21 protein-coding genes are annotated in these 22358 nt (G+C 66.6%); 8 read left to right on the plus strand and 13 right to left on the minus strand.

Translation table 11 applies throughout. The features are described 5' to 3' along the window. Nucleotides 1-6 precede the first annotated feature (6 nt). The 4 genes from ACFOMH_RS08385 to pdeM are packed head-to-tail and all read left to right on the plus strand — an operon-like array spanning nucleotide 7 to nucleotide 5616. The gene (locus tag ACFOMH_RS08385) at nucleotides 7-999 is read left to right on the plus strand and encodes a ligase-associated DNA damage response exonuclease (protein WP_377743862.1); all 993 of its coding nucleotides are present in this window, start codon (nucleotides 7-9) and stop codon (nucleotides 997-999) included. After that, nucleotides 996-2543 (plus strand): cisplatin damage response ATP-dependent DNA ligase, encoded by a 1548-nt coding sequence (locus ACFOMH_RS08390; RefSeq protein WP_377743864.1) that lies wholly within the window; start codon nucleotides 996-998, stop codon nucleotides 2541-2543. The genes ACFOMH_RS08385 and ACFOMH_RS08390 overlap by 4 nt, the downstream gene beginning before the upstream one ends. Further along, nucleotides 2540-4942: a ligase-associated DNA damage response DEXH box helicase gene (locus tag ACFOMH_RS08395; RefSeq protein ID WP_377743865.1), complete on the plus strand. Its 2403-nt coding sequence runs from the start codon at nucleotides 2540-2542 to the stop codon at nucleotides 4940-4942. The genes ACFOMH_RS08390 and ACFOMH_RS08395 overlap by 4 nt, the downstream gene beginning before the upstream one ends. Further along, the gene (gene pdeM, locus ACFOMH_RS08400; RefSeq protein WP_377743867.1) at nucleotides 4939-5616 is read left to right on the plus strand and encodes a ligase-associated DNA damage response endonuclease PdeM; all 678 of its coding nucleotides are present in this window, start codon (nucleotides 4939-4941) and stop codon (nucleotides 5614-5616) included. Before ACFOMH_RS08395 ends, pdeM begins: the two co-directional genes overlap by 4 nt. Before the next feature lie 65 nt (nucleotides 5617-5681). Here pdeM and ACFOMH_RS08405 read toward each other — a convergent pair whose 3' ends face one another. The 11 genes from ACFOMH_RS08405 to ACFOMH_RS08455 all read right to left on the minus strand — a co-directional run bounded on the left by ACFOMH_RS08405 (nucleotide 5682) and on the right by ACFOMH_RS08455 (nucleotide 18017). Beyond that, the gene (locus ACFOMH_RS08405; RefSeq protein WP_374425056.1) at nucleotides 5682-6422 is read right to left on the minus strand and encodes an outer membrane protein; all 741 of its coding nucleotides are present in this window, start codon (nucleotides 6420-6422) and stop codon (nucleotides 5682-5684) included. 426 nt (nucleotides 6423-6848) lie between these two features. Continuing rightward, entirely contained in the window at nucleotides 6849-9284 is a 2436-nt protein-coding gene (gene gyrB, locus ACFOMH_RS08410; protein WP_377743869.1) for a DNA topoisomerase (ATP-hydrolyzing) subunit B, read from the minus strand. 103 nt (nucleotides 9285-9387) lie between these two features. Continuing rightward, the gene (locus ACFOMH_RS08415) at nucleotides 9388-9723 is read right to left on the minus strand and encodes a DUF1491 family protein (protein ID WP_377743870.1); all 336 of its coding nucleotides are present in this window, start codon (nucleotides 9721-9723) and stop codon (nucleotides 9388-9390) included. An 8-nt stretch (nucleotides 9724-9731) separates the two neighbouring features. Next, a complete protein-coding gene (era, locus tag ACFOMH_RS08420; RefSeq protein WP_374425064.1) occupies nucleotides 9732-10667 on the minus strand; it encodes a GTPase Era in 936 nt (311 codons plus the stop codon). Then, nucleotides 10664-11353, minus strand: a complete 690-nt coding sequence (rnc, locus tag ACFOMH_RS08425) for a ribonuclease III (RefSeq protein WP_377743872.1) — start codon at nucleotides 11351-11353, stop codon at nucleotides 10664-10666. Before rnc ends, era begins: the two co-directional genes overlap by 4 nt. A gap of 46 nt (nucleotides 11354-11399) precedes the next feature. Beyond that, nucleotides 11400-12191, minus strand: coding sequence for a signal peptidase I (lepB, locus tag ACFOMH_RS08430; protein WP_377743874.1), 792 nt, complete (start codon nucleotides 12189-12191; stop codon nucleotides 11400-11402). Between the two features lie 69 nt (nucleotides 12192-12260). After that, on the minus strand, nucleotides 12261-12680 hold the full coding sequence (gene acpS, locus ACFOMH_RS08435; RefSeq protein ID WP_377743876.1) for a holo-ACP synthase: 420 nt from the start codon (nucleotides 12678-12680) through the stop codon (nucleotides 12261-12263). 31 nt (nucleotides 12681-12711) lie between these two features. After that, complete coding sequence (locus ACFOMH_RS08440; RefSeq protein WP_374425072.1) at nucleotides 12712-13458, minus strand: pyridoxine 5'-phosphate synthase; 747 nt, start codon at nucleotides 13456-13458, stop codon at nucleotides 12712-12714. 25 nt (nucleotides 13459-13483) lie between these two features. Then, complete coding sequence (locus ACFOMH_RS08445; protein ID WP_377743878.1) at nucleotides 13484-14308, minus strand: 4-(cytidine 5'-diphospho)-2-C-methyl-D-erythritol kinase; 825 nt, start codon at nucleotides 14306-14308, stop codon at nucleotides 13484-13486. A 3-nt stretch (nucleotides 14309-14311) separates the two neighbouring features. Continuing rightward, entirely contained in the window at nucleotides 14312-16264 is a 1953-nt protein-coding gene (locus tag ACFOMH_RS08450) for a tetratricopeptide repeat protein (protein ID WP_377743880.1), read from the minus strand. A gap of 106 nt (nucleotides 16265-16370) precedes the next feature. Continuing rightward, nucleotides 16371-18017 (minus strand): electron transfer flavoprotein-ubiquinone oxidoreductase, encoded by a 1647-nt coding sequence (locus ACFOMH_RS08455; protein WP_377743881.1) that lies wholly within the window; start codon nucleotides 18015-18017, stop codon nucleotides 16371-16373. Nucleotides 18018-18375: 358 nt separating this feature from the next. Between ACFOMH_RS08455 and greA the strand changes: the two genes are divergently transcribed. After that, nucleotides 18376-18846: a transcription elongation factor GreA gene (gene greA, locus ACFOMH_RS08460; RefSeq protein WP_374425080.1), complete on the plus strand. Its 471-nt coding sequence runs from the start codon at nucleotides 18376-18378 to the stop codon at nucleotides 18844-18846. 21 nt (nucleotides 18847-18867) lie between these two features. Further along, nucleotides 18868-19857, plus strand: a complete 990-nt coding sequence (locus tag ACFOMH_RS08465; protein WP_377743883.1) for a hypothetical protein — start codon at nucleotides 18868-18870, stop codon at nucleotides 19855-19857. A 22-nt stretch (nucleotides 19858-19879) separates the two neighbouring features. On the opposite strand, the gene ACFOMH_RS08470 is transcribed toward ACFOMH_RS08465, so the two are convergent. After that, a complete protein-coding gene (locus ACFOMH_RS08470) occupies nucleotides 19880-20512 on the minus strand; it encodes a GNAT family N-acetyltransferase (protein ID WP_377743885.1) in 633 nt (210 codons plus the stop codon). A 106-nt stretch (nucleotides 20513-20618) separates the two neighbouring features. On the opposite strand from ACFOMH_RS08470, the gene ACFOMH_RS08475 reads away from it, so the two are divergent. Both ACFOMH_RS08475 and ACFOMH_RS08480 read left to right on the plus strand, forming a co-directional pair. Continuing rightward, nucleotides 20619-21386 (plus strand): AzlC family ABC transporter permease, encoded by a 768-nt coding sequence (locus ACFOMH_RS08475; RefSeq protein WP_377743887.1) that lies wholly within the window; start codon nucleotides 20619-20621, stop codon nucleotides 21384-21386. Next, on the plus strand, nucleotides 21383-21715 hold the full coding sequence (locus tag ACFOMH_RS08480) for an AzlD domain-containing protein (RefSeq protein WP_377743889.1): 333 nt from the start codon (nucleotides 21383-21385) through the stop codon (nucleotides 21713-21715). Before ACFOMH_RS08475 ends, ACFOMH_RS08480 begins: the two co-directional genes overlap by 4 nt. Here the strand turns inward: ACFOMH_RS08480 and ACFOMH_RS08485 are convergent. After that, entirely contained in the window at nucleotides 21700-22353 is a 654-nt protein-coding gene (locus tag ACFOMH_RS08485; RefSeq protein WP_377743890.1) for a hypothetical protein, read from the minus strand. The two genes, ACFOMH_RS08480 and ACFOMH_RS08485, sit on opposite strands and share 16 nt — an antisense overlap. Nucleotides 22354-22358 lie beyond the last annotated feature (5 nt).

Genomic DNA, 22358 nt, shown 5'->3' on the forward strand with positions numbered 1-22358 from the left:
TCAGGGATGCGTGGCGATTCCATCCTGTTTCCGACCGAATCCGGGCTTTATTGCCCGCCGGGCGATTTTTACATCGACCCGCTGCGCCCGGTCGCGCGTGCGCTGATCACCCATGGCCATAGCGACCATGCCCGCGCAGGCCATGGCGCGGTCATGGCGACCGCTGAGACGCTGGCGATCATGGGCCTGCGCATGGGGCCGGATTTCGCGGCCTCGACCCAGGTGGCGGCGGAGCCGGTCCGCATCGGTGACGTGACCGTCAGTTTTCATCCGGCGGGGCATGTGCTGGGCTCGGCCCAGATCGCGGTGATGCCGGACAAAGGGCCAAAGATCGTCGTTTCGGGCGATTATGCGCGGGCGCCGAACCCGACCTGCGCGCCGTTTCAGCCGGTGCCCTGTGATATCTTCGTGACCGAGGCGACCTTTGGCCTGCCGGTGTTCCGCTTTCCCGATCCGCAGGCCGAGATCCGCCGGCTGCTGGCCAGCATGGCGGATTTTCCCGACCGTCCGCATCTGATCGGGGCCTATGCGCTGGGCAAGGCGCAGCATCTGATCGGTCTTGTGCGGGAATGCGGGTATGACGCGCCGGTCGCCATCCATGGCGCGCTAAGGCCGCTTTGCGATTTCTATGCCGCCAGCGGGATCGGGCTGGGCGCATTGATCCCGGCCACCGCCGAAGAGGTGCCGGCACAGCTGATCATCGCGCCGCCCTCGGCCTTTTCGACGCCGTGGGTCCAGCGGTTCCGCGACCCGGTGATCGGCTTTGCCTCGGGCTGGATGGCGGTGCGGGTGCGGGCACGACAGCGGGGCGCGGAACTGCCGCTGATCATAAGCGACCATGTCGATTGGCCGGCGCTGACCGGCACCCTGCGTGAGCTGTCCCCGGCCGAGATCTGGGTCACCCATGGCGCCGAGGATGGCGTCATCCGCTGGTGCGAATTGCAGGGCATGTCCGCGCGCCCGCTGCGGCTGGTCGGGTATGAGGACGAGGCGGAATGAAAGCCTTTGCCGCTTTGTTGGAACGTCTGGCCTTTACCTCGGGGCGGAACGCCAAGCTTTCGATATTGCAGCATTATCTGGAACGCACGCCCGACCCGGATCGCGGTTTTGCGCTGGCGGCGCTGACCGGCGATCTGGATCTGCGCCGGATCACGCCATCGCTGTTGCGGGGGCTGGTCACGGAACGCGTCGATGCGCGGCTCTTCGAGCTGAGCTATGATTTCGTCGGCGATCTTGCCGAAACCATCGCGCTGATCTGGCCCGAGGGGCGGGCGGATCCGCCCCCGCTGGGCGATGCGGTGGCGATGCTGCAAACCACCGGCAAGGCGGCGCTGCCCGCCGCGATCGCCGCGATGCTGGACCGGCTCGGCGCGTCCGAACGGCTGGCATTCGTCAAGCTGGCGACCGGCAATCTGCGCATCGGGGTTTCGGCCCGGATGGCGCGGATGGCGCTTGCGGCGATGGGCGGCCCGACCGTCCCCGAGATCGAGGAAATCTGGCACGGGCTGACCCCGCCCTATGGGCCGCTGTTTGGCTGGATCGCGGGCGGTGCGCGCCCCGACAGCGCGGCCCTTGCGCCATTCCGTCCGGTCATGCTGTCCACGCCGACCGATCTGGAACAGTTGCGGGATCTGGATCCGTGCGATCATGTCGCGGAATGGAAATGGGACGGCATCCGCGTGCAGGCCGTGGCCGAGGCCGGTCAGCGCCGGCTTTATTCCCGCACCGGCGAGGATATTTCCGGGGCCTTTCCCGATGTGATCGCGGCGATGAATTTCGACGGCGCGGCGGATGGCGAATTGATCGTGCGGCGCGGTGATGCCGTCGCGCCCTTTGGCGATCTGCAAAAGCGGCTCAATCGCAAGACGGTCGGCCGGGCGCTGCTGAGCAGCCATCCGGCGGGGCTGCGGCTTTACGATCTGTTGCTCTGGCAGGGGCGCGACCTGCGGGCGGAACCGCTGAAGCTGCGGCGCGCGGTGCTTGAAGGCGCGGATTTCGGCGATCCGCGCATCGATATATCGCCGCTGCTGGATTTCGCGACCTGGGACGATCTGGCGGCGCTGCGCGCGACACCCCCCGCCGCCGTGATCGAGGGCGTGATGATCAAGCGCCGCGACAGCGCCTATCTGTCCGGCCGGCCGCGCGGGCCGTGGTTCAAATGGAAACGTGATCCGATGCTGGTCGATGCGGTCTTGCTTTATGCACAGCGCGGGCATGGCAAACGCTCGGGGTTTCATTCCGATTTCACCTTCGGGCTGTGGGATGGCGATGATCTGGTGCCGGTGGGCAAGGCCTATTTCGGCTTTACCGATGACGAGCTGCGCCAGCTGGACCGGTTCGTGCGCGAAAACACCACCGACCGCTTTGGCCCGGTGCGGCAGCTGGCCCCGAAGCTGGTCGTCGAGGTCGCGTTCGAGGGGATCAACCGCTCATCCCGGCACCGTTCCGGCGTCGCCATGCGGTTCCCGCGCATCAGCCGCATCCGCTGGGACAAGCCCGCCGCCGAGGCCGACCGGCTGGCCGCGCTTGAGGCATTGCTGTGACCCTGCCGCCCGTGTTTCAGGACTGGTTCGCGCGACAGGGCTGGCAGCCGCATCCGCATCAGCTGGCGCTGCTGGGGGCTGTCGGCGACAGCCTGTTGATCGCGCCAACGGGGGGCGGCAAGACGCTGGCGGGGTTTCTGCCCAGTCTGGTCGATCTGCGCGACGGGGCGGCGCGCAGGGGGTCGGTCCATACGCTTTACGTCTCGCCCCTCAAGGCGTTGACGGCGGATATCGGGCGCAACCTCGCCCGGCCCATCGCCGATCTGGACCTGCCGGTGCGGGTCGAGGACCGGACCGGCGATACCGGCGCCACGCAGCGCCGCCGCCAGCGCGTCGATCCACCCGAGATCCTGTTGACCACGCCCGAAAGCCTTGCCCTGATGCTGAGCTATCCCGAGGCGCCGCGGATATTCGGCGGGTTGCGGCGGGTCGTTCTGGACGAATTGCACGCGCTGGCGGAATCCAAGCGCGGCGATCAGCTGATGCTGTGTCTTGCGCGGCTGCGCCATCTTGCGCCCGGGCTGCGCGTGACCGGGCTTTCCGCCACGGTCGAGGATCCGGCGGCGCTGGCCGGGTTCATGGCGGGCGCGGCGCCGGTCGGCATCATTCAGGCCGATCCCGGTCCCGATCCCGACATCGCCATGCTGCCGACCGCGACGCCCGCGCCCTGGGCCGGCGGTGGTGGCCATTACGCCATCCCCGAGGTGCTGGACGCCGTGCGACAGGCCCGGACCACGATCATTTTCATCAACACCCGCGCACAGGCCGAGCTGTTCTTTCAGGCGCTATGGGCGGCGAATGACGACAACCTGCCCATCGGGCTGCATCACGGCAGCCTGTCGCGCGAGGCCCGCGCCCGGGTCGAGGCGGCGATGGCGGCGGGCGATCTGCGCGCCGTGGTCGCCACCGGCAGCCTTGATCTGGGCATCGATTGGGGCGCGGTCGATCTGGTGATCCAGATCGGCGCGCCCAGAAACGTCAAGCGGCTGGTCCAGCGCATCGGCCGGGCCAATCACCGCTATAACGCGCCCTCGCGCGCGCGGATCGTGCCCGCGAACCGCTTTGAACAGATCGAATGCGTGGCGGCGCTGAACGCGGTTCGCGAACGCGATCTGGACGGCGATCCGCGCGGGCCGGGGCCGTTGGACGTGCTGTGCCAGCATATCCTTTTGACCGCCTGCGCCGCGCCCTTTGACGCCGATGCGCTTTATGCCGAGGTGGTGACGGCCGGTCCCTATCGCGCGCTGTCCCGTACCGATTTCGACGCCTGTCTGGATTTCGCCGCGACCGGCGGCTATGCGCTGCGCGCCTATGACCGCTGGCAGCGGCTGATGCTGCGGGACGGGGTGTGGCGGCTGCGCGATCCGCGCGCGACGCGGCTTTTGCGGATGAATATCGGCACCATCGTCGAGGCCGAGATGCTCAAGGTGCGGCTGCGCGGTCGCGGTGGCGCCCCCTTGGGCGAGGTCGAGGAAGCCTTTGCCGCCAGTCTGACCCCGGGCGACAGCTTTCTGATCGGGGGGCGGGTGGTGCGCATGGATGCGCTGCGCGAGATGGTGATCGAGGTGACGCCCCAACCCGGCGCCCAGCCAAGGATCGCTGTGTTTTCCGGGGTCAAGCTGGCCACCTCGACCCAGCTTGCGCATCGCGTGCTGGCATTGATCGGGGATCCGGCGCGGTATGCGGAACTGCCGCCCGACACGCGCGACTGGCTGCGCTTGCAGGCGCGGATCAGCCGGTTGCCGGAACCTGGCCTGCTGCTTTCGGAAAGCTTTCCGCATGCCGGGCTGTGGCATTTCGCGCTTTACGGTTTTGCCGGGCGCAACGCCTTGCAGACGCTGGGCCTGTTGATGACCCGCGAGATGGAGGCGGCGGGGCTGGGGCCGCTGGGCTTTCTGGCGACGGATTACGCCTTGCTCATCTGGTCGCTGGACCCGGTGCGCGATCCCGCGCCGCTTTTGGACGGCGGGCGGCTACGCGCGGGTCTGGGCGAATGGCTGGGCGACAATGCGGTGATGAAACGGACGTTTCGCAATGTCGCGACCGTGGCCGGGCTGATTCAGCGCAATCTGCCGGGCTTGCGCAAATCCGGCCGGCAGGCCACGTTTTCCAGCGATATCCTGTATGACACGCTGCGCAAATACGATCCGGGGCACCTGATGCTGCGCATCACCGCCGACGAGGCCGGGCGCGGGCTTGTCGATTTCGGCCGGATCGAGGAAATGCTGGCGCGCTCGCCCCGCCAGGAGCACCGGATGCTGGACCGCGTTTCGCCCATGGCCGCGCCCCTGCTGCTTGAGGTGGGCAAGGTCCCGATCCGGGGCGAGGGGCGCGAAAGGCTGGCCCGGATCGAGGCCGAAACCCTGATGCGCGAGGCCGGGCTCGAGGTGCTGATGTGACCGGATATGCGTTTGATTTCCACGGTCTGCGGCTTGAGGCGCGGGCCTCGGGGGCGCTGTGGTGGCCGGGCGGGGGCTGGCTGATCGTGGCCGATCTGCATCTGGGAAAATCCGAACGCATGGCGCGGCGCGGCGGCCCCTTGTTGCCGCCCTATGAGGGATTGGCGACGCTGGAACGGCTGGCGGCCGAGATCGCGGCGCTAAGCCCGGCGGCGGTGATCAGTCTGGGCGATGGTTTCGACGATCTGGCCGCCGCCGGGGCGCTGGATGCGGGAATTGCGGCCCGGCTCGCGGATATGGGCCGGGGCCGCGACTGGGTCTGGATCGGCGGCAATCACGATCCGGCGGCGCCGGCCGCGCCCTGTGGCCGCTTTGCCGATCTGTTGATGCTGGAGGGTGTCGCATTGCGGCATGAGGCCGAACCGGATGGCGGCCCGAATGCGGGGCAGGTGCCCGATATTTCGGGACATTTCCACCCGGTGGTGCGTTTGGCCGGGGAACGCCGCCGGGCCTTTCTGCTGGGCCGGGATCGGCTGATCCTGCCGGCCTTCGGGGCCTATACGGGCGGGTTGTCCTGTGACGATCCGGTGCTGCGGGCCTTGGTGCCACGGGGGCTGGCCATCGCCTGCGGGGTGCGGGCGATCCCGCTGCCGCTGGTTGGGCGCGGGGCATAGTCAGCGCCCTGCGCGCATGAAAAAAGGCCGCCCGAAGGCGGCCTCTTTCATCCGTCAGGCAGGGACTAGAACTTGAAGTTCAGACCGACTTTGACGTTGTGGTATTTCGGCGTGGCTTCGGTGGTCGCCGACTCGCCGCCAATGGTAAAGGTGCGGTCGGTTTTGCCGAACTGGGCGTATTCGTATTCGCCGGTCACCGACATCCGCTCGGTCAGCTGTTTTTCGACGCCCATACCAACCACGAAACCGTTTTTCTTGAAGTCGCGGTTTTGGCTTTCGCTGGCCGTGGCGCTGGTCACTTCGGCCTTGTATTCGACATCAGCGCGGGCGATCCCGGCGATGCCATAAACCAGCAGGTCGGGACGAACCGCATAGCCGGTCTTCATGCGCAGAGCGAGCACGTTCTTGACCTTCGAAGTGACCTCAGTGGTCGAATCGCTGTCGCCGAACGAGATGCTGTCTTCGATATTGCCGGTTTCATAACCCAGTTCCGGGCCGAACACCCAGTTGCCGCGCTGCCAGCGATAACCGACGCGCAGGCCGCCATTGACGCCGTTCAGTTCCAGCGTGCCGAGGTCGCCTTCGTTGCCGGTGCTGCCCGAAAAGCCGACCTCGTCCTTGCCGTTGAAGGCATAGCCGAGAGTCAGACCGCCATAAGCACCCTGCCAGTCCGACGAGGCGGTTTCGACGATCGGCGCGACAACGCCGGCATCCACGACAGGGGGGGTAAAGCCGCCGGCGGTTGCGGTCAGGGCGGTGCCCAGGGTCAGCGAGGCGGCGGTAAGAATTTTGGGTAGTGCGTACATATCACATACTCCTTATGAACAAATGGGGTTAGGTGGCACACCGAAGGGCAGGGCCGGTTTCACGGTGCGGCACATCTTTGCGGATGAATTAATCCCGTCCGCTGGCTTGCTCAAGGGAACTTCGCGCCTTTGCGGGAAGCACCGGGAAAGCGCGGCAAACAAGCAACAATGACGCACCGTTTCGGCGACAAATGCGCCATAATGGGGCCGACAATTCCGACATAAGCTTGACTCGACGCGGCAAGGCCGCCGGCAGGACCGGCTTGCCACATCGTTCCTGGTTGACCAGATTTCCGACATTCAGGCCGTTTTGCCAAATAAAATCGCGGTGTGGCTTGGCCACACCGCTGATAGGCTTGGTCAATTCGCCATAGGCGTGACGTGTCGCGGCAAGCCAACCCGTCGGGTCGGCTCGCCATATCGTCCCTAGATGTCCAGATTTTCGACGCTGAGGGCGTTTTGCTGAATAAAGTCGCGGCGCGGCTCGACCACATCGCCCATCAGCTTGGTAAAGATGTCGTCGGCCTCGCTCAGATCCTCGATGCGGACTTGCAGCATGGTCCGGGCCGAGGGGTCCAGCGTGGTTTCCCACAGCTGTTCGGGATTCATCTCGCCCAGACCCTTATAACGTTGCAGCGACAGCCCCTTTTCCCCCTCAAGGAAAATGGCCTGCAACAGGCCCAGAGGCCCGGGGATCGGGGTGTCGCGATCCTTGCGGATCAGATGCGCGGTCTGGCCATAGATTTCATGCAGCGACTGCGTCAGCGCGCCCAGCCGGCGGCTTTCGGCGCTGCGCAGCATCGGACCGTCCAGGGTGCGGCTTTCCTCGACCCCGCGCACCTGCCGGGTCAGACGGATGCCGGCATCCTGGGTGGGCCGGCCGGCCCAGCCGCGTTCATATTCCTCGGCGATGAGGTCAAGACGCTTGGCCACGGCTTCGGCCGCGCCCTGCGCATCGGCGTCGATCCGGCCCTGCAACAGCGCGCCCGCGATCGCCGCCTGTTCGGTGATATGGGCGGGGTAATGCGTCGGATAGGCGCGCAGGATGCGGCGCACGGTGCGGGCCTCGTCGACGACGCGGGTCAGGTCGGCGCCGGTGATCTGTTCACCGCTGCCCAGTTGCAGGCTTGCGCCCTCGATCCCCTGTTCGATCAGGTAATCCTCAAGCGCGGCCTCATCCTTGAGATAGACCTCGGACCGGCCACGGCTGACCTTATAAAGCGGCGGTTGCGCGATATAGAGATGCCCCGCCTCGATCAGCTCGGGCATCTGCCGGAAGAAGAAGGTCAAAAGCAGCGTGCGGATATGCGCGCCGTCCACATCGGCATCGGTCATGATGACGATCTTGTGGTAGCGCAGCTTGTGCAGATTGAATTCGTCGCGGCCGATGCCGGTCCCCAGGGCGGTGATCAGCGTGCCGATCTGTTCGCTGGACAGCATGCGGTCGAAACGCGCGCGCTCGACATTCAGGATCTTGCCGCGCAGGGGCAGCACGGCCTGATTCTGGCGCGAGCGGCCCTGTTTGGCCGAACCGCCGGCCGAGTCACCCTCGACGATGAACAGCTCGGACAGCGCCGGGTCCTTTTCCTGGCAATCGGCCAGCTTGCCGGGCAGGCTTGCGACATCCATCGCGGTCTTGCGGCGCGTCAGCTCGCGCGCCTTGCGCGCCGCCTCGCGCGCCAGCGCGGCCTCGATGATCTTGCTGACGATCTGTTTGGCTTCGGCGGGATTTTCCTCGAACCACTCGGCCAGCTTTTCGCCGACCAGCCCCTCGACCGCCGGGCGCACCTCGCTGGACACCAGCTTGTCCTTGGTCTGGCTCGAGAATTTCGGATCCGGCACCTTGACCGACAAGACGCAGGTCAGCCCCTCGCGGGCATCGTCGCCGGTGAAATCGACCTTTTCCTTGCGGGCGACGCCGCTGGTCTGGGCGTAATTGTTGATGACCCGGGTCAGCGCGCCGCGAAAACCCGCCAGATGGGTGCCGCCGTCGCGCTGCGGGATGTTGTTGGTAAAGGGCAGCACCGTCTCGTGATACGAGTCGTTCCACCACATCGCGACCTCGACGCCGATGCCGCCGCGCTCGCCCTGGATAAAGATCGGCTCGGGCATGACCGGCGCTTTCGAGCGGTCGATGAATTTCACGAATTCGCGGACGCCGCCTTCATAGTAAAGTTCGGTCCGCAGCGGTTCGGCATGGCGTTCATCCTCAAGGATGATGCGCACGCCGCTGTTCAGAAAGGCCAGCTCGCGCAGCCGGTTTTCCAGCGTCTTGAAGATGTATTCCCGGTTCGAAAAGGTGCCGTCGGGCCGATCCTCTTTCGACGAGGCAAGGAAACGCACCTCGGTGCCCTTTTCGCCGGGCGTATCGCCGACGACGCGCAGATGCTCGACCGTGTCGCCGTTTTCGAACTTGGCGTAATGTTCCTTGCCGTTGCGCCAGATGCGCAGTTCCAGCCAGTCGGAAAGCGCGTTCACCACCGAAACGCCGACGCCGTGCAACCCGCCCGACACCTTATAGCTGTTCTGGTCGAATTTGCCGCCGGCATGCAGCTGGGTCATGATGACCTCGGCCGCCGAAACGCCTTCGGTCGGGTGCATGTCGACGGGAATCCCGCGACCATTGTCGCGCACCGAGACGCTGTCATCGGCGTGAATCTTGACGCGGACGAAATCGGCATGACCCGCCAGCGCCTCGTCGATGCCGTTATCGACGACCTCATAGACCATGTGATGCAGGCCCGACCCGTCATCGGTATCGCCGATATACATGCCGGGGCGCTTGCGCACCGCCTCCAGGCCCTTGAGAACCTTGATGGAATCGGCGCCGTATTCTGCGGGCTGAGGGGCGGCTTCGGTCATAGTGTATTTATCCTGCCTTCGACCCGCATCTTATAGTGTGGGCCATGCGGAATGTCACGGGAAAGACACAAGATTTGGTGGCCGGCCGGGGTTTTATCAAGCCCTAGGCCAGCCCCGGTTCATCCAGCAGCGTGCGGGCATCGCGGCTTTCGATCTCGACGACCCACAGATCGGGGTCGCGGGCGGTCTGGCGGGCGATCTGGGCGTCGATGTCGCGCTCGGCGCCCTCGTTCAGACGGACCCAGAGCCGCTGGTCGGTGTCGAGGTCCCATTCCCGGGCCCAAAGGCTGGCGCGCCCGTCCAGCGTGGCGCATTTCACCAGCACGGCGCCGGCGGTGTCGTCGCCGTGGCGGGTGATATAGGCGGGAATGTCGGCCAGCGTCAGGCGCCGCAGATAGGCCGCGACCCAGATGCCGGCCGCAAGCCGCGCCTCAGCCATGTTCGGCCTCAGGCATCGCCGTCGCGGAAATCAAGGCCCATTTCGTTGTAACGCTCGGCCTCGTCCAGCCAGTTCTCGCGCACCTTGACCTGAAGGAACAGATGCACGGTCCGGCCCATGAATTCCATCATCTCGGCGCGGGCGGCCTGTCCCACGGCCTTGATCGTCTCGCCGCCCTTGCCAAGCACGATGCCCTTGTGGCCGGGGCGAGCGACATAGACGATCTGATCGACGCGGGCCGAGCCGTCGGGCTTTTCTTCCCATTTCTCGGTCTCGACGGTCAGCTGATAGGGGATTTCCTCATGCAGGCGCAGGGTCAGCTTTTCGCGGGTAATCTCGGCGGCGATCATGCGCATGGGCAGGTCGGCCACCTGATCCTCGGGGTAAAGCCACGGGCTTTTCGGCATCTCGGCGGCCAGCCAGTCCATCAGACCCGAGCAGCCATACCCCTTTTCGGCCGAGATCATGAAGGTCGCGGCGAATTCGAATGTGGCATTGACCTGTTGGGACAGGGCCAGCAGGGCCTCGGATTTGACGCGGTCGATCTTGTTGATGACCAGCGCCACCGGCGTCTTGCCGGCATGTTCGCGCAAGCCGTCGATGATTGCCTGTGCGCCATCGGTCAGCCCGCGATGGGCCTCGATCAGAAACAGGATGACATCGGCATCCGCCGCGCCGCCCCATGCCGCCTTGACCATCGAGCGGTCCAGCCGGCGGCGCGGGCGAAAGATGCCGGGCGTGTCGACAAAGACGATCTGCGCCGGGCCGTGCATGGCGATGCCGCGAATGCGGGCGCGCGTGGTCTGGACCTTATGGGTGACGATCGAGACCTTGGCGCCGACCATCTGGTTCAGAAGCGTGGATTTGCCGGCATTGGGTTCGCCGATCAGCGCGGCAAAGCCCGCGCGGGTTTCGGGCTGCGGTTCCAGCGGTGTTTCGGTCATGTGCTTGCCTCGATGCGGTCGAGCAGGGCCTGCGCGGCCGCCTGTTCGATGCTGCGTTTGGTGCCCTTGCCGGTCGCCACGGCCTCGCGGCCATCGTCCAGCCGGACGGTGATTTCGAATTCCGGCGCGTGGTCGGGGCCGGTTCGCGCGGTCTGGACATAACGCGGCGGCGTCATGCCATTGGCCTGGGCCCATTCCTGAAGCGCGGTCTTGGCGTCGCGCGCGTCCTGATCGACATTTTTCAGCCGCTCGGCCCAAAGCCGCAGGATGACCGTCCGCGCCGCCTCAAGCCCGGCATCCAGATAGATCGCGGCCAGAACCGCCTCCATCGCGTCGGCCAGAAGCGCCTCTTTGCGGCGTCCGCCCGACAGCATTTCCGACCGGCCCAGCTTGAGCACGTCGCCCAGACCGATCTCGCGGGCGATGGCGGCGCAGGTCTCGCCCTTGACCAGCGCGTTATAGCGCGGGGCCAGCTGACCCTCGGTCGCGGCGCGGTCGGTCTTGAACAGCGCCTCGGCGATGGTCAGACCCAGTACCCGGTCGCCCAGAAATTCCAGCCGCTGGTTGTCGGGCCGCGTCGCCGTCGAGATCGAGCCATGCGTCAATGCGCGCTGCAACAGCTCAGAGCGCGCAAAGCTGTACCCCAGACGGTCGGAAAAGGCTTTCAGGTCGGCGGAAATCTTCATGGCGCGATCTTGCCACGACGCAGGCCGCGTCGCAGCAATTTTTCCTTTACTCGACGGCCTTGAAGAAGCGGTCGCCGCGCCAGGTCCAGAAATACAGAAGCGATTTGCCGGCGGACGAGAACATGATCCGGTCGGCGCGGCCGATCAGATATTCGGCCGGCACCATGCCGACGCCGCCGCTGGCCGCCGGCCAGCGCGAGTCGCCCGAATTGTCGCGGTTGTCGCCCATGAAGAAATAGCTGCCTTCCGGGACGGTGAATTCGGCGGTGTTGTCGCCCGGCCCGCCGTCAAAGATGTTCAGCACGTCATGGCTGGGTCCGCCGGGCAGGGCCTCGGTATAGCGGGTCTTTTCGCAGGGGCCGCCGGCGATCACCGGCTCGTTGGCGCATTTGGGCAGGCTTTGCTGCGGACCCTGCGGCGCGTTCACCTCGGTGAAGGTGCCGGCGGGGGTCTGGGGCACTTCCTGACCGTTCAGCCACAGGATGCCGTTTTTCATCTGCACGCGGTCGCCCGGCAGGCCGATCACGCGCTTGATGAAATCATCGCCCCGGGTCGGGTGGCGAAAGACCACGACATCGCCGCGCTCGGGTTCCGAGCCAAGGATGCGGCCCGAAATCGGGCACATCTCGAACGGGCAGGAGACGCGCGAATAGCCATAAGCCATCTTGTTCACGAACAGGAAATCGCCGATCAACAGCGTGTCCTTCATCGACCCCGAGGGAATCCAGAACGGCTGGAAGAACAGCGTGCGGAAAATGCCCGCGATCACCAGCGCCCAGAAGATGGTCTTGATCGTTTCCCAGATGCCGCCATCCTTGCGGGCGTCGCTTTTGGCCATTGATGCCGTTCCCTTCATGCGAAAGTCGCGCGTTCATGGGCCGCGAGGCCCGGCAGAGTCAAGTCACCGTCACGTCACGGGCTCGGGCGCGGGATCGGGCAGTGCCTCGATCACCACGAAGGCCTGGGCCCAAGGGTGATCGTCGGTCAGCGTGACATGGACGATGGCGCGGTGGCCGGGGGGCGTCATCGCCGCCAGCCGTTCCGCCGCCCAGCCGGTCAGCGTCATGGTCGGCTGGCCGCTCGGCAGGTTCTGGACCGCCATGTCGCGCCACGAGATACCCATGGCAAGCCCGGTGCCAAGGGCTTTCGAACAGGCCTCTTTGGCGGCCCAGCGTTTGGCCAATGTCCCGGCCTCGTCCCGGCGGCGGGCGGCCTTGGCCAGTTCGGTGGGGGTAAAGACGCGGTTGCGAAAGCGGTCGCCATGGCGCGCCAGAACGCCGCTGATGCGGTCGATATTGCACAGATCCGTGCCGATACCCAGGATCATGCCCGTGGCCCGCATGGCGACATGGATATTTTCATGAAGAAGAAAGGGCGCGCGCCCTGTCCATGCGCCGGCGCATTTCGCGGATCGCGTCGCCCAGACCGATAAACACGGATTCGGCGATCAGGAAATGGCCGATGTTCAATTCGCGAATTTCCGGGATCGCGGCGATCGGGCCGACGGTGTCGAAGGTCAGGCCGTGGCCGGCATGAACCTCGAGCCCGAGGCTGGCGGCCAGTGCGGCGCCGTCGCGCAGGCCGGCCAGTTCGGCGTCGCGTTCTGCGATCCGGCCTTCGGTGTCATAGTCGCAATAGGCGCCGGTATGCAGCTCGACCACCGCCGCGCCGATCCGGGCCGCGGCCCGGATCTGGGCCGGTTGATGGCCGATAAACAGCGAGACGCGGCTGCCGGCGTCGCGCAGGGGTTCGATATAGCGGCCCAGTGCGGCTTCGTTTCCGGCCACGTCCAGCCCGCCCTCGGTGGTGCGTTCCTCGCGTTTTTCGGGGACGATGCAGACGGCATGCGGGCGATGGCGCAGCGCGATGGTCTGCATTTCCGCCGTGGCCGCCATTTCCAGATTCAGCGGCAGGCGCAGCGCCGCCATCAGCCGGTCGATATCGGCATCCGAGATATGGCGGCGATCCTCGCGCAGATGGGCGGTGATGCCGTCGGCGCCGGCCTCTTCGGCCAGTTGCGCGGCGCGGACGGGGTCGGGCCAGGGCGTGCCGCGCGCATTGCGGATGGTGGCGACGTGGTCGATGTTGACGCCGAGACGTTGCATGCATTCCCCCTTGTTTGCCGGCAGGTTAGCCCTTTGCTGGCGCAAGTCCAGAGCTGGTCACCCACCATCCCGGATGGGCGACCGCGAGATCGGCGGCGGCCATGCGGGCCTGATCCGCATCGGCGAAGAGCCCGAAACAGGTCGCGCCCGAACCCGACATCCGCGCCAGTTGCGCATCCGCACCGCGCAGCGCCGCAAGGCAGGTGGCGATTTCGGGCATCAAGGCGATGGCAGGGGCCTCAAGGTCGTTGCGGCAATCGTGCAGAAAGCCGATCAGCGCCGCCATATCCGGCCATTCGGGCAGCGGGTCGGGCATCGCCGGATTGTCGCGATGGGCCAGTGCGCGAAACACCGAGGGCGTCGAAAGGCCGTGCCCGGGATTGACCAGCACCAGATGCAGCTGCGGCATCGCGGGCAGCGGGTCGAGGATTTCGCCCAAGCCCCGCATCCGGCTGTGCCGGCCCGCGAAACAGACCGGCAGATCGGCGCCCAGCGTCTGAATGCCCGTGGCCGGCGCATCCAGCGCGCGCAGCACCGCCGCCGCATCGGCCGAGCCGCCGCCGATCCCCGAGGCCACGGGCAGCCGCTTTTCCAGCGTGATCGCCGCCTCGCGCCCCGCCAGCCGCGCGGCCCGCAGGCAAAGATTGTCCGGCCCGGCATCAAGGCCCGCCGCGAACGGCCCGCGAATGCCGAGCGACAGCGGACCGGGGGTCAGCGTCACCACATCGCCCACGTCCAGAAACACCACCAGCGAATCCAACAGGTGATAGCCATCCGCGCGCCGCCCGGTCACATGCAGCGTCAGGTTCAGCTTGGCGGGCGCGAATTCGCGCCGGGCCGCCTGGATCATCGGTCAGTCGCCTTCGCTTCCGCTATCGGCCGGGGCGGGCTGCGGCGGGGGCGGGGGCAGCTTGCCGCCATTGGCCTCTTCCTCGGCCAGCACGGCGTCGAGGCCGCGATCCAGCTTGGCGCGGATGCGATGGGCCTCGGCCTCGGTCGCGGGTTTCAGCGACAGGGCGCGATGCCATTGGATTTCCGCCTCGCGCTGGCGACCGGCCATCCAATAGATGTCGCCCATATGGTCGTTGACCAGCGCATCGCCGGCCATGGCGGCGACGGCGCGTTCCATGGGGGCCACCGCCTCGTCATAGCGGCCGAGGCGGTAATAGGCCCAGGCCAGCGAATCGAGGATATAGCCATCATCGGGGCGCAGCTCGACCGCGCGCTTGATGAGGTTCAGCGCCTCGTCGAGGTTTTCGTTCCGGTCCACCATCGAATAGCCCAGATAGTTCAGCACCTGTGCCGAATCCGGGCGGATTTTCAGCGCGGCGCGGAAATCCGCCTCGGCCTTGGGGAACTGGCCGGCGCGTTCCAGCGCGATGCCGCGCGCGTAAAGCGGGAACCACAGCGCCTCGGGCGAATCCTTGCCGATCAGGCTGATCGCCTTGTCATAGGCGGGCACGGCCTGGGTAAACTTGTCCTGTTGGCGCAAAAGATCGCCAAGCGCGATCCAGCCCTGTGCCAGTTCGGGATGCGCCGCGGTCAGCGCCAGCGCCGCCTTTTCGGCATCGTCCAGCCGCTCGGCCCGGGCCAGCACGTCGATGCGCGCCAGTTCCGCCACCGGGCGCATGTCGCCCAGTTCGCGCAGGGCGTCGAATTCCTGTTCCGCCAGGTCGAACTGGCCAAAGCCCTGCAAAAGCTGCGCCGCCAAAAGCCGCGCCTCGCCCAGCCGGGGCGACAGATATTCGGCCAGCCGGGCATGGATCAGCGCCAGCGGATCGGGTTCGTCATTGCTGACCAGCACCGAACCAAAGGTCAGAAACACCTGCGCGATACCGTCCGCCGGGGTCTGCACCGCGTCGAAGGGCAGCGTCTCGCCCTTTTTCAGCCGCTCGAGCAGCGCGCCCAGCTGGGGTTCCTCTTCGAGGCCGGGCGAGGCCTCGAGCATGGCGATGGCGTCCTTGTTGCGTTCAAGCTGTGACAGGACCTGTGCACGGGCGATGACGCCCAGAATATGGGCGCCGACGGTCGGATCCGACAGCAGCTGTTCGGCGCCTTCGAAATCGCCGACCTTGGCCTGGGCCAGCGCGCGGTGATAGTTCACCATCGTCGCCGCGCCGCGCGTTTTGGCCAGACGCTTGAATTCCGACAGCGATTCGCCGGCCCGCCCGGCCCCCAGCAGCGCCCAGGCGCGGATCAGGCCATCGACCAGTTCGGCCCCCGGCGCCTCGGAGGCATCCGATTGTTTCGGGGCAGTATCCAGATCGGCGATCAGAGCGTCCCAGCGCGCCGTGCGCGCCAGTTCCGTGCGCCGCACCAGCCGCGCCAATTCGGTCGCGCGCCCCTGATCGGCCATGGTGCCGGCCAGCGCGGTCGCGCGCTCCATCTCGCCGGCGGCGATCAGCGCCACCAGCGCGCTGTCTTGCAGGAAAGGATCGGTATCGTCCTGGGCCAGCGCGCGCAGGGCGTAATCGCTGGCATTGGGGAAATCGTTCTGGATCGCGGCCATGCGCGAGGCCAGATAGGGGCCGGCCAGCCCGCGCATCGGCAGTGCATCGGCTGCGGGTGTGGCCGGGGCGTCCTTGGCCTTGGCGGCCGCATCATCCGTTGGCGCCTCGGCGGTGCCGGGGCGATGGGCGGGACGTTCGGCGTCGGCGCCCTGATCATCCGCCTGGGCCAGCCGCCATGCCTGTCCGGGCGCGGCCAGCGCGGTGCCGCCCAACAGGGCGGCCCCCGGCAGGGACTGCGGCGCAACCGCCGACAGCAAAGGGGCGGCGGTCAGCGCGATCAGCGCCAGCGGGATCATTCTTGTCGTCACGGCTTGACCCAGTCCTTGGCAATTCCCGTCGCGACCCTAGCGGCCATGGCCGCGCAGGGCAACGTCGCGCCGGGATCTGTCCGGCGCCCGGCGATCACATATTCGGGTAGTTCGGACCGTCACCCCCCTGCGGCGTCGTCCAGGTGATGTTCTGCGACGGATCCTTGATGTCGCAGGTCTTGCAATGCACGCAGTTCTGGAAGTTGATCTGGAACTTCGGCCCGTCCGGCCCTTCCAGCACTTCATAGACGCCGGCCGGGCAATAGCGCTGCGCCGGTTCGGCATAGACGGGCAGGTTCACCGAGATCGGGATCGAGGCGTCACGCAGCCTGAGATGGCAGGGCTGGCTTTCCTCGTGATTGGTAAAGCTGAAGCTGACATTGGTCAGCCGGTCAAAGCTGAGCTTGCCATCGGGTTTGGGATAGTCGATCGGCTTGAAATCGGCGGCCTTGCCGGTCGCCGCGGCATCGGATTTGCCGTGTTTCCAGGTGCCCAGCGGGTTCCAGCCGGTCACATTCGCCACCCACATGTCAAAGCCGCCCAGCATCAGGCTGGACCACAGGCCCAGCTTGGACCAGATCGGCTTGACGTTGCGCACCGGTTTCAGGTCGCGACCGATGGCGCCACCCCGGACCTCGGCCTCATAGCCGGTCAGCTCGTCGCCTTCGCGACCGGCGGCGATGGCAACGGCTGCGGCTTCGGCGGCGGCGATGCCCGACAGCATGGCGTTATGGTTGCCCTTGATGCGCGGCACGTTCACCATACCCGCCGAACAGCCCAGCAGCATCGCGCCCGGCACGGTCAGTTTCGGGATCGACTGCCAGCCGCCTTCGGAAATGGCGCGGGCGCCGTAAGCCACGCGCTTGCCCCCTTCCAGCAGTTCGGCGACCAGCGGGTGATGCTTGAAACGCTGAAACTCCATATAAGGATAGACATAGGGGTTGGCGTAATTCAGGTGGACGACGAAGCCGACGACGACCTGATTGCCCTCAAGGTGATAGATGAAGCTGCCGCCGCCGGCATTCTTGCCCAGGGGCCAGCCCATGGTGTGGGTGACGGTGCCGGGCTTTGATTTGGCCGGGTCGATTTCCCAGATTTCCTTCATGCCGATGCCGAATTTCTGCGGCTCGTGACCGGCGGACAGGTCGTATTTCGCGATCAGTTCCTTGGCGAGCGACCCGCGCACGCCCTCGGCGATCAGGACATATTTGCCGCGCAGCTCCAATCCCGGCTCATAATTTGGGCCGGGGGTGCCATCGGCGTTCAGCCCCATCTCGCCGGCGATGACACCGGCGACGCGGTCGCCGTCATAGACCAGCGCGGAACAGGCCATGCCGGGAAAGATCTCGACTTCCAGCGCCTCGGCCTGTTCGGCCAGCCAGCGACAGACATTGCCCATGCTGACGATATATTTGCCATGATTCGACATCAGCGGCGGCATCGGCCAGTTGGGGACGCGGACCTGCCCGGCCTCGCCGAGGATATAGAAATTGTCGTGGGTGACCTCGGTGGTGACCGGGGCGCCCTTGTCCTTCCAATCGGGGATCAGCTTGTCCAGACCCGAGGTGTCGAGCACCGCGCCCGACAGGATATGGGCGCCGATCTCGGACCCTTTTTCCATCAGCACGACCGAGAGTTCGGGATTGATCTGTTTCAGCCGGATCGCCGCCGACAGGCCGGCCGGCCCGCCGCCCACGATGACGACGTCATATTCCATGGATTCGCGAATGGTGTCAGACATGGCTCGGCCCCCAAATTCCCCTGGCGTTCATCTGGGCGAAACACCTAGCGCGTAATATTCTTTCGGGCAATCGGAACGCAGCGAACATTTTGTCTCAGGTTGTTCGAGGTCATGCCGGGGTCCTGGCGGTGTCGCGGGGGGCATGTCTGGCGCGGACGGACCGGCGGGGGCCGGGCCTTTGGCGGGCGGCTTGGCGGCGTCCCGCCATGCAGGTCGCGGCGGGGCTTGAAACGTGAACCGGAACCGGCCACCATGCGTTTCGGAAATCAAGCGGACGCCCCCGGCCCAAGGTCGGGGGCGTTCCCGCAAGTTATTGCGCTTCAAGCATTGTTGCGTCTGGACGACCGGAAGGACTGGAATGGAAAAGATACCGATGACCCGCGCGGGTTTTGATCAGCTGGACGAGGAACTGCGCGAATTGCGCGCGGTCGAGCGTCCCGCCGTTATCCGCGCCATCGCCGAGGCCCGCGAGCATGGCGACCTTTCGGAAAACGCCGAATATCACGCCGCCCGCGAAAAGCAGAGCTTTGTCGAAGGCCGCATCAAGGAACTTGAGGGGCTGATTTCGCGCGCCGAGGTCATCGACCCCACCCGCCTGAATGGCAGCATCAAGTTCGGCGCCACCGTCACCCTTCTGGACGAGGACACCGAGGAAGAGCGCACCTATCAGATCGTCGGCGAGGCCGAGGCCGATCTGGAACGCGGCCTGCTCAACATCCGCTCGCCGCTGGCGCGCGCGCTGATCGGCAAGGATGAGGGGGACGGCGTCGAGGTGGTCACCCCGGGTGGCGAAAAATCCTATGAGATCCTGTCGATCCGCTATGTCTGATCGCGGCGAAAGGCTGGTTGCATGAGCGCGCGCGACGCCCTGCATCGGCTGATCGCCGAACGACAGCGCGGGCGCCTGTTGCTGATCGGGCTGGGGGCCAGTCTTGGCTGGCTGATCCTTGCTTTGTTGATGATGCCCGATGGCGAGGGCACGGTGGGTCAGGGTGGCTGGCTCATTTGGATTGTGGGCGTGCTGTTGCCGCTGGCGCTGATCTGGCTGGCGGTCTGGTCGGCCCGCAGCCTGTCGCTTTTGCGCGACGAGGCGGATGAGCTGCGCGCCCTGCTGGACCAGATGCGCGATGGCGGGCAGGTCCCGGTGGGCGCCGGCGCGGAACCGGCTTTGGACCGGCCGCGTGGAACCCCGGCCCATGCATCGACCCCGGTCCCAACCCCGGCCCCGGCCCCGGCCCCCGCGCGCCGCGCCTCTGCCACCCCGGCGCCTTTGTCGGGCGCGCGTCCGGCGCCGGCGCGGGACGGGCGTCAGGCCACATTGCCCCTTGATTCGCCGACCGGGCCGGAACTGACCGCGCCGGAGCTGTTCTTTGCCCTGAATTTCCCCGACGGCCCCGAGGACCGCGAGGCGATTCGCTGTCTGCGTCTGGCGCTGGCCGATCCGGGGCTGGCGCGGCTGATCCGCGCCGCCCAGGATGTGGTGACGCTTTTGGCCGGGCAGGGCGTCTATATGGACGAGCTGGCGATCCCCGAAACCGATCCCGACCTCTGGCGCCGCTTTGCCGAAGGCGCGCGGGGCGATGCCGTCCGGGGCCTTGCGGTCGTCACCGATCAATCCGCGCTCGACACTGCCGCCGCCATGCTGCGCGGGGACGAGGTGTTTCGCGACGTGGCCCATCATTTCCTGCGCCATTTCGACCGGTTGCTGAACCGCCGCGCAGAACAGGAAAACCCCCAGGTTCTGGCGGTGCTGGCCGAAACCCGGTCGGGTCGTGCCTTTACCTTGCTGGCGCAGGCGACGGGGATGCTGGGACAGCCCGCGGATTCGCGCCCGGCCTAAAGGCCCCCCGCGCGCGGCTTTCCTAAATCGGCAGGCGCAGCACATGGCTGGGCGCGGTCCATGGCCAGCCCAGCCTTTGCCGGGGCAGCGGCGCGAAACCCAGCGCCTGCCACGCGGCAAGCCCGACACGATTTCCGGCCGCGACCTCGGCCCGCAGGGCCAGGTGGCCGTGCTGGCGGGCGCGTCGGGCGGCGGCCTGAACCAATAGCCGGGCGATGCCCAGACGCCGCCATTCGGGGCGGATCGCGATCCCGTCCAGCACCAGATCGGCGGTTTGCGGCCCGGCACGGTAAAGCCGTGTCGCCATGTGCCGCAGCTGGCCCCCGGCGGGGCCCCAGACCGTCTGAAACGGCTGTGCCCCCGTCGCGAAAAGCCCACCGCGCGCATCCCGCAACCCGATGATCCCGACCAGCCGCCCCCGCGGAGACAGCGCCACCAGCGCGTGATCGGGCCGCATTGCCGCCCGCATCAAGGCAATGCCGTGGCGGTGGCCGGCCGGGAATGGCAGGATCTGGGCGCCGAAATGCCGCCAGTACAGCGCCGCCGCCGCGATCCCCAGCCCGGCCGGAATGCCATGCAGAACCCGGATCGCGTCCGGGGACGGATCGGGCATCGGCTGGGGCAGGATGGCGGTGGCGGAAAGGGGCGGCGTCATGGTTCGTGGCGGTCCTTGGCCTTGCTCTTGTCTTGGGGCGGGCATATGGCCAATCTGCCGCAGACCTTACCCCCCAAAGATATGAGCGCAATCCATCATGCCCGCAATGGCAGAGCCTGATCCCAGACGCGACCTGACCCCGGCCGAGCGCAAGGCGCTGGCGCGCACGCCCGCGCAGGCCTTTCGGCACGGGTTGATCCAGTCCCTGCCTTTTCTGCTGGTGCTGGCGCCCTTTGGCCTGTTGTTCGGGGTGGTCGCCTCCGAGGCGGGGCTGCACCTGCCGCAGGTCATGGGGTTTTCGGTGCTGGTGCTGGCGGGCGCGTCGCAATTCACCGCCGTGCAGCTGATGAGCGAACATACCCCGGCGCTGATCGTGATCATCACCGCCATCGCGGTCAATCTGCGCATGGCGATGTATTCGGCCAGCATGGTGCCGTGGCTGGGCGGCGCCAGCCCGCGCCAGCGCGGCCTGATCGCCTATCTCTTGATCGACCAGACATTCGCCATGTCGGTTCAGCATTATGAAAAGCACCCCAGGCTCAGCATGGCGCAGCGCATCGGCTATTTCATGGGGGCGGCGGCGGGGTGCTGTCTGCCCTGGGCCATTGCCACGGCGGCGGGGCATATGCTGGGCCGAGCGATCCCGTCGGGGTTGGCGCTGGATTTCGCGCTGCCGATCACCTTTCTGGCGATGATCGGGCCGATGCTGCGCACACCGGCCCATATCGCGGCGGCGCTGGTGTCGATCATCGCATCGCTGGTCTTTGCGTTCCTGCCGACGGGGATGGGGCTGTTCATCGCCGCGCCACTGGCGATGCTGACCGGGGCAGGCGTCGAAATCTGGATGGAACGCCGCAGGGAGGCGCAGGCATGACCGGCTATTCGGACCTGACGATCTGGACGATCATCCTGCTGAGCGCGCTGGGCACCTATGGCCTGCGCTGGTCGTTTCTGGGAGCGTTCGGCAACCGTCCGATGCCAGTCTGGGCCCAGCGGCTGTTGCGCTATACGGCGGTGGCGGTGCTGCCGGCGATCGCGGCGCCTCTGGTGGTCTGGCCGGCCGCGACGGGCGGTCAGCCCGATCCCGCGCGGCTGATCGCGGCGGCGGTGACGATCGGGGTGGGGCTGGCCACGCGCAACGTGCTTGCGGCGGTCGTTACCGGCATGGCCAGCCTGTATCTTGGGCTTTACCTGATGGCGTGAAGCTGGCCGTCGGTGCCATAGCCGGCGACGACGCCGTTCTTCTGGCGCAAAAGCACATTGTGATTGTTGGCCGGATCGCCATCCTGATGCTTGCGCGAGGTGACGCCCGGCAGGGTCAGGAACCAGCTGCGCAGCTTGAGCGGCGAAAAGCCCGAGGGCGCGCCCTCAAAGCCCGGGATCTTGCGCAGCACCTGCCCGGTCGAGACGGCGCAGAAGCTTTTATTGGTGGCGCCCTGCGCCTGGGCGGCGCGGATCGCGGCATCGGCCACCTCGCGGGTGACCAGCTTGGTGTCCTCGGCGACCCAATAGGTTTCACGGGCGTGATAGTCGATGTAGAAATTCTTGAAATTCGGCGTGATCCCGTAAAGCACATCGTGGCGTTCGGGGATCGCGGGGTGGTTCCAGCTGCCGGCCGGGTCAAAGATCACCCGCTGGCTGCCATTGATCATCAGCGCCGAATGCGCGCCTTCGCCACGCGGAATGCCGATGACCGTCAACAGCGTGATCGAGGGCGGTTCGTTCGCGACATAGGCCGCCCGGCGCAGCGATTCGTCGCTGGCCCAGATGTTATCGGCGCCGCAGGCCGCAAGGGTCGCGGGCAGCGCCAGCGCAAGGAACGCGCGCCTTTTCATGGTCATGACCT

The sequence above is a fragment of the Paracoccus mangrovi genome, from assembly GCF_042648425.1.
Lineage (GTDB): Bacteria > Pseudomonadota > Alphaproteobacteria > Rhodobacterales > Rhodobacteraceae > Paracoccus > Paracoccus mangrovi.

Excerpts from the sequence above, each read along its gene's own strand:
- ACFOMH_RS08450 (WP_377743880.1), bottom strand. The coding sequence starts at position 16,264 with ATGATCCCGCTGGCGCTGATCGCGCTGACCGCCGCCCCTTTGCTGTCG.
- ACFOMH_RS08440 (WP_374425072.1), bottom strand. The coding sequence starts at position 13,458 with ATGCAACGTCTCGGCGTCAACATCGACCACGTCGCCACCATCCGCAAT.
- ACFOMH_RS08415 (WP_377743870.1), bottom strand. The coding sequence starts at position 9,723 with ATGGCTGAGGCGCGGCTTGCGGCCGGCATCTGGGTCGCGGCCTATCTG.
- ACFOMH_RS08485 (WP_377743890.1), bottom strand. The coding sequence starts at position 22,353 with ATGACCATGAAAAGGCGCGCGTTCCTTGCGCTGGCGCTGCCCGCGACC.
- ACFOMH_RS08405 (WP_374425056.1), bottom strand. The coding sequence starts at position 6,422 with ATGTACGCACTACCCAAAATTCTTACCGCCGCCTCGCTGACCCTGGGC.
- ACFOMH_RS08385 (WP_377743862.1), top strand. The coding sequence starts at position 7 with ATGCGTGGCGATTCCATCCTGTTTCCGACCGAATCCGGGCTTTATTGC.
- era (WP_374425064.1), bottom strand. The coding sequence starts at position 10,667 with ATGACCGAAACACCGCTGGAACCGCAGCCCGAAACCCGCGCGGGCTTT.
- ACFOMH_RS08455 (WP_377743881.1), bottom strand. The coding sequence starts at position 18,017 with ATGTCTGACACCATTCGCGAATCCATGGAATATGACGTCGTCATCGTG.
- greA (WP_374425080.1), top strand. The coding sequence starts at position 18,376 with ATGGAAAAGATACCGATGACCCGCGCGGGTTTTGATCAGCTGGACGAG.
- lepB (WP_377743874.1), bottom strand. The coding sequence starts at position 12,191 with ATGGCCAAAAGCGACGCCCGCAAGGATGGCGGCATCTGGGAAACGATC.
- ACFOMH_RS08475 (WP_377743887.1), top strand. The coding sequence starts at position 20,619 with ATGGCAGAGCCTGATCCCAGACGCGACCTGACCCCGGCCGAGCGCAAG.
- ACFOMH_RS08480 (WP_377743889.1), top strand. The coding sequence starts at position 21,383 with ATGACCGGCTATTCGGACCTGACGATCTGGACGATCATCCTGCTGAGC.
- ACFOMH_RS08390 (WP_377743864.1), top strand. The coding sequence starts at position 996 with ATGAAAGCCTTTGCCGCTTTGTTGGAACGTCTGGCCTTTACCTCGGGG.
- ACFOMH_RS08445 (WP_377743878.1), bottom strand. The coding sequence starts at position 14,308 with ATGATCCAGGCGGCCCGGCGCGAATTCGCGCCCGCCAAGCTGAACCTG.
- ACFOMH_RS08465 (WP_377743883.1), top strand. The coding sequence starts at position 18,868 with ATGAGCGCGCGCGACGCCCTGCATCGGCTGATCGCCGAACGACAGCGC.
- ACFOMH_RS08470 (WP_377743885.1), bottom strand. The coding sequence starts at position 20,512 with ATGACGCCGCCCCTTTCCGCCACCGCCATCCTGCCCCAGCCGATGCCC.
- gyrB (WP_377743869.1), bottom strand. The coding sequence starts at position 9,284 with ATGACCGAAGCCGCCCCTCAGCCCGCAGAATACGGCGCCGATTCCATC.
- acpS (WP_377743876.1), bottom strand. The coding sequence starts at position 12,680 with ATGATCCTGGGTATCGGCACGGATCTGTGCAATATCGACCGCATCAGC.
- rnc (WP_377743872.1), bottom strand. The coding sequence starts at position 11,353 with ATGAAGATTTCCGCCGACCTGAAAGCCTTTTCCGACCGTCTGGGGTAC.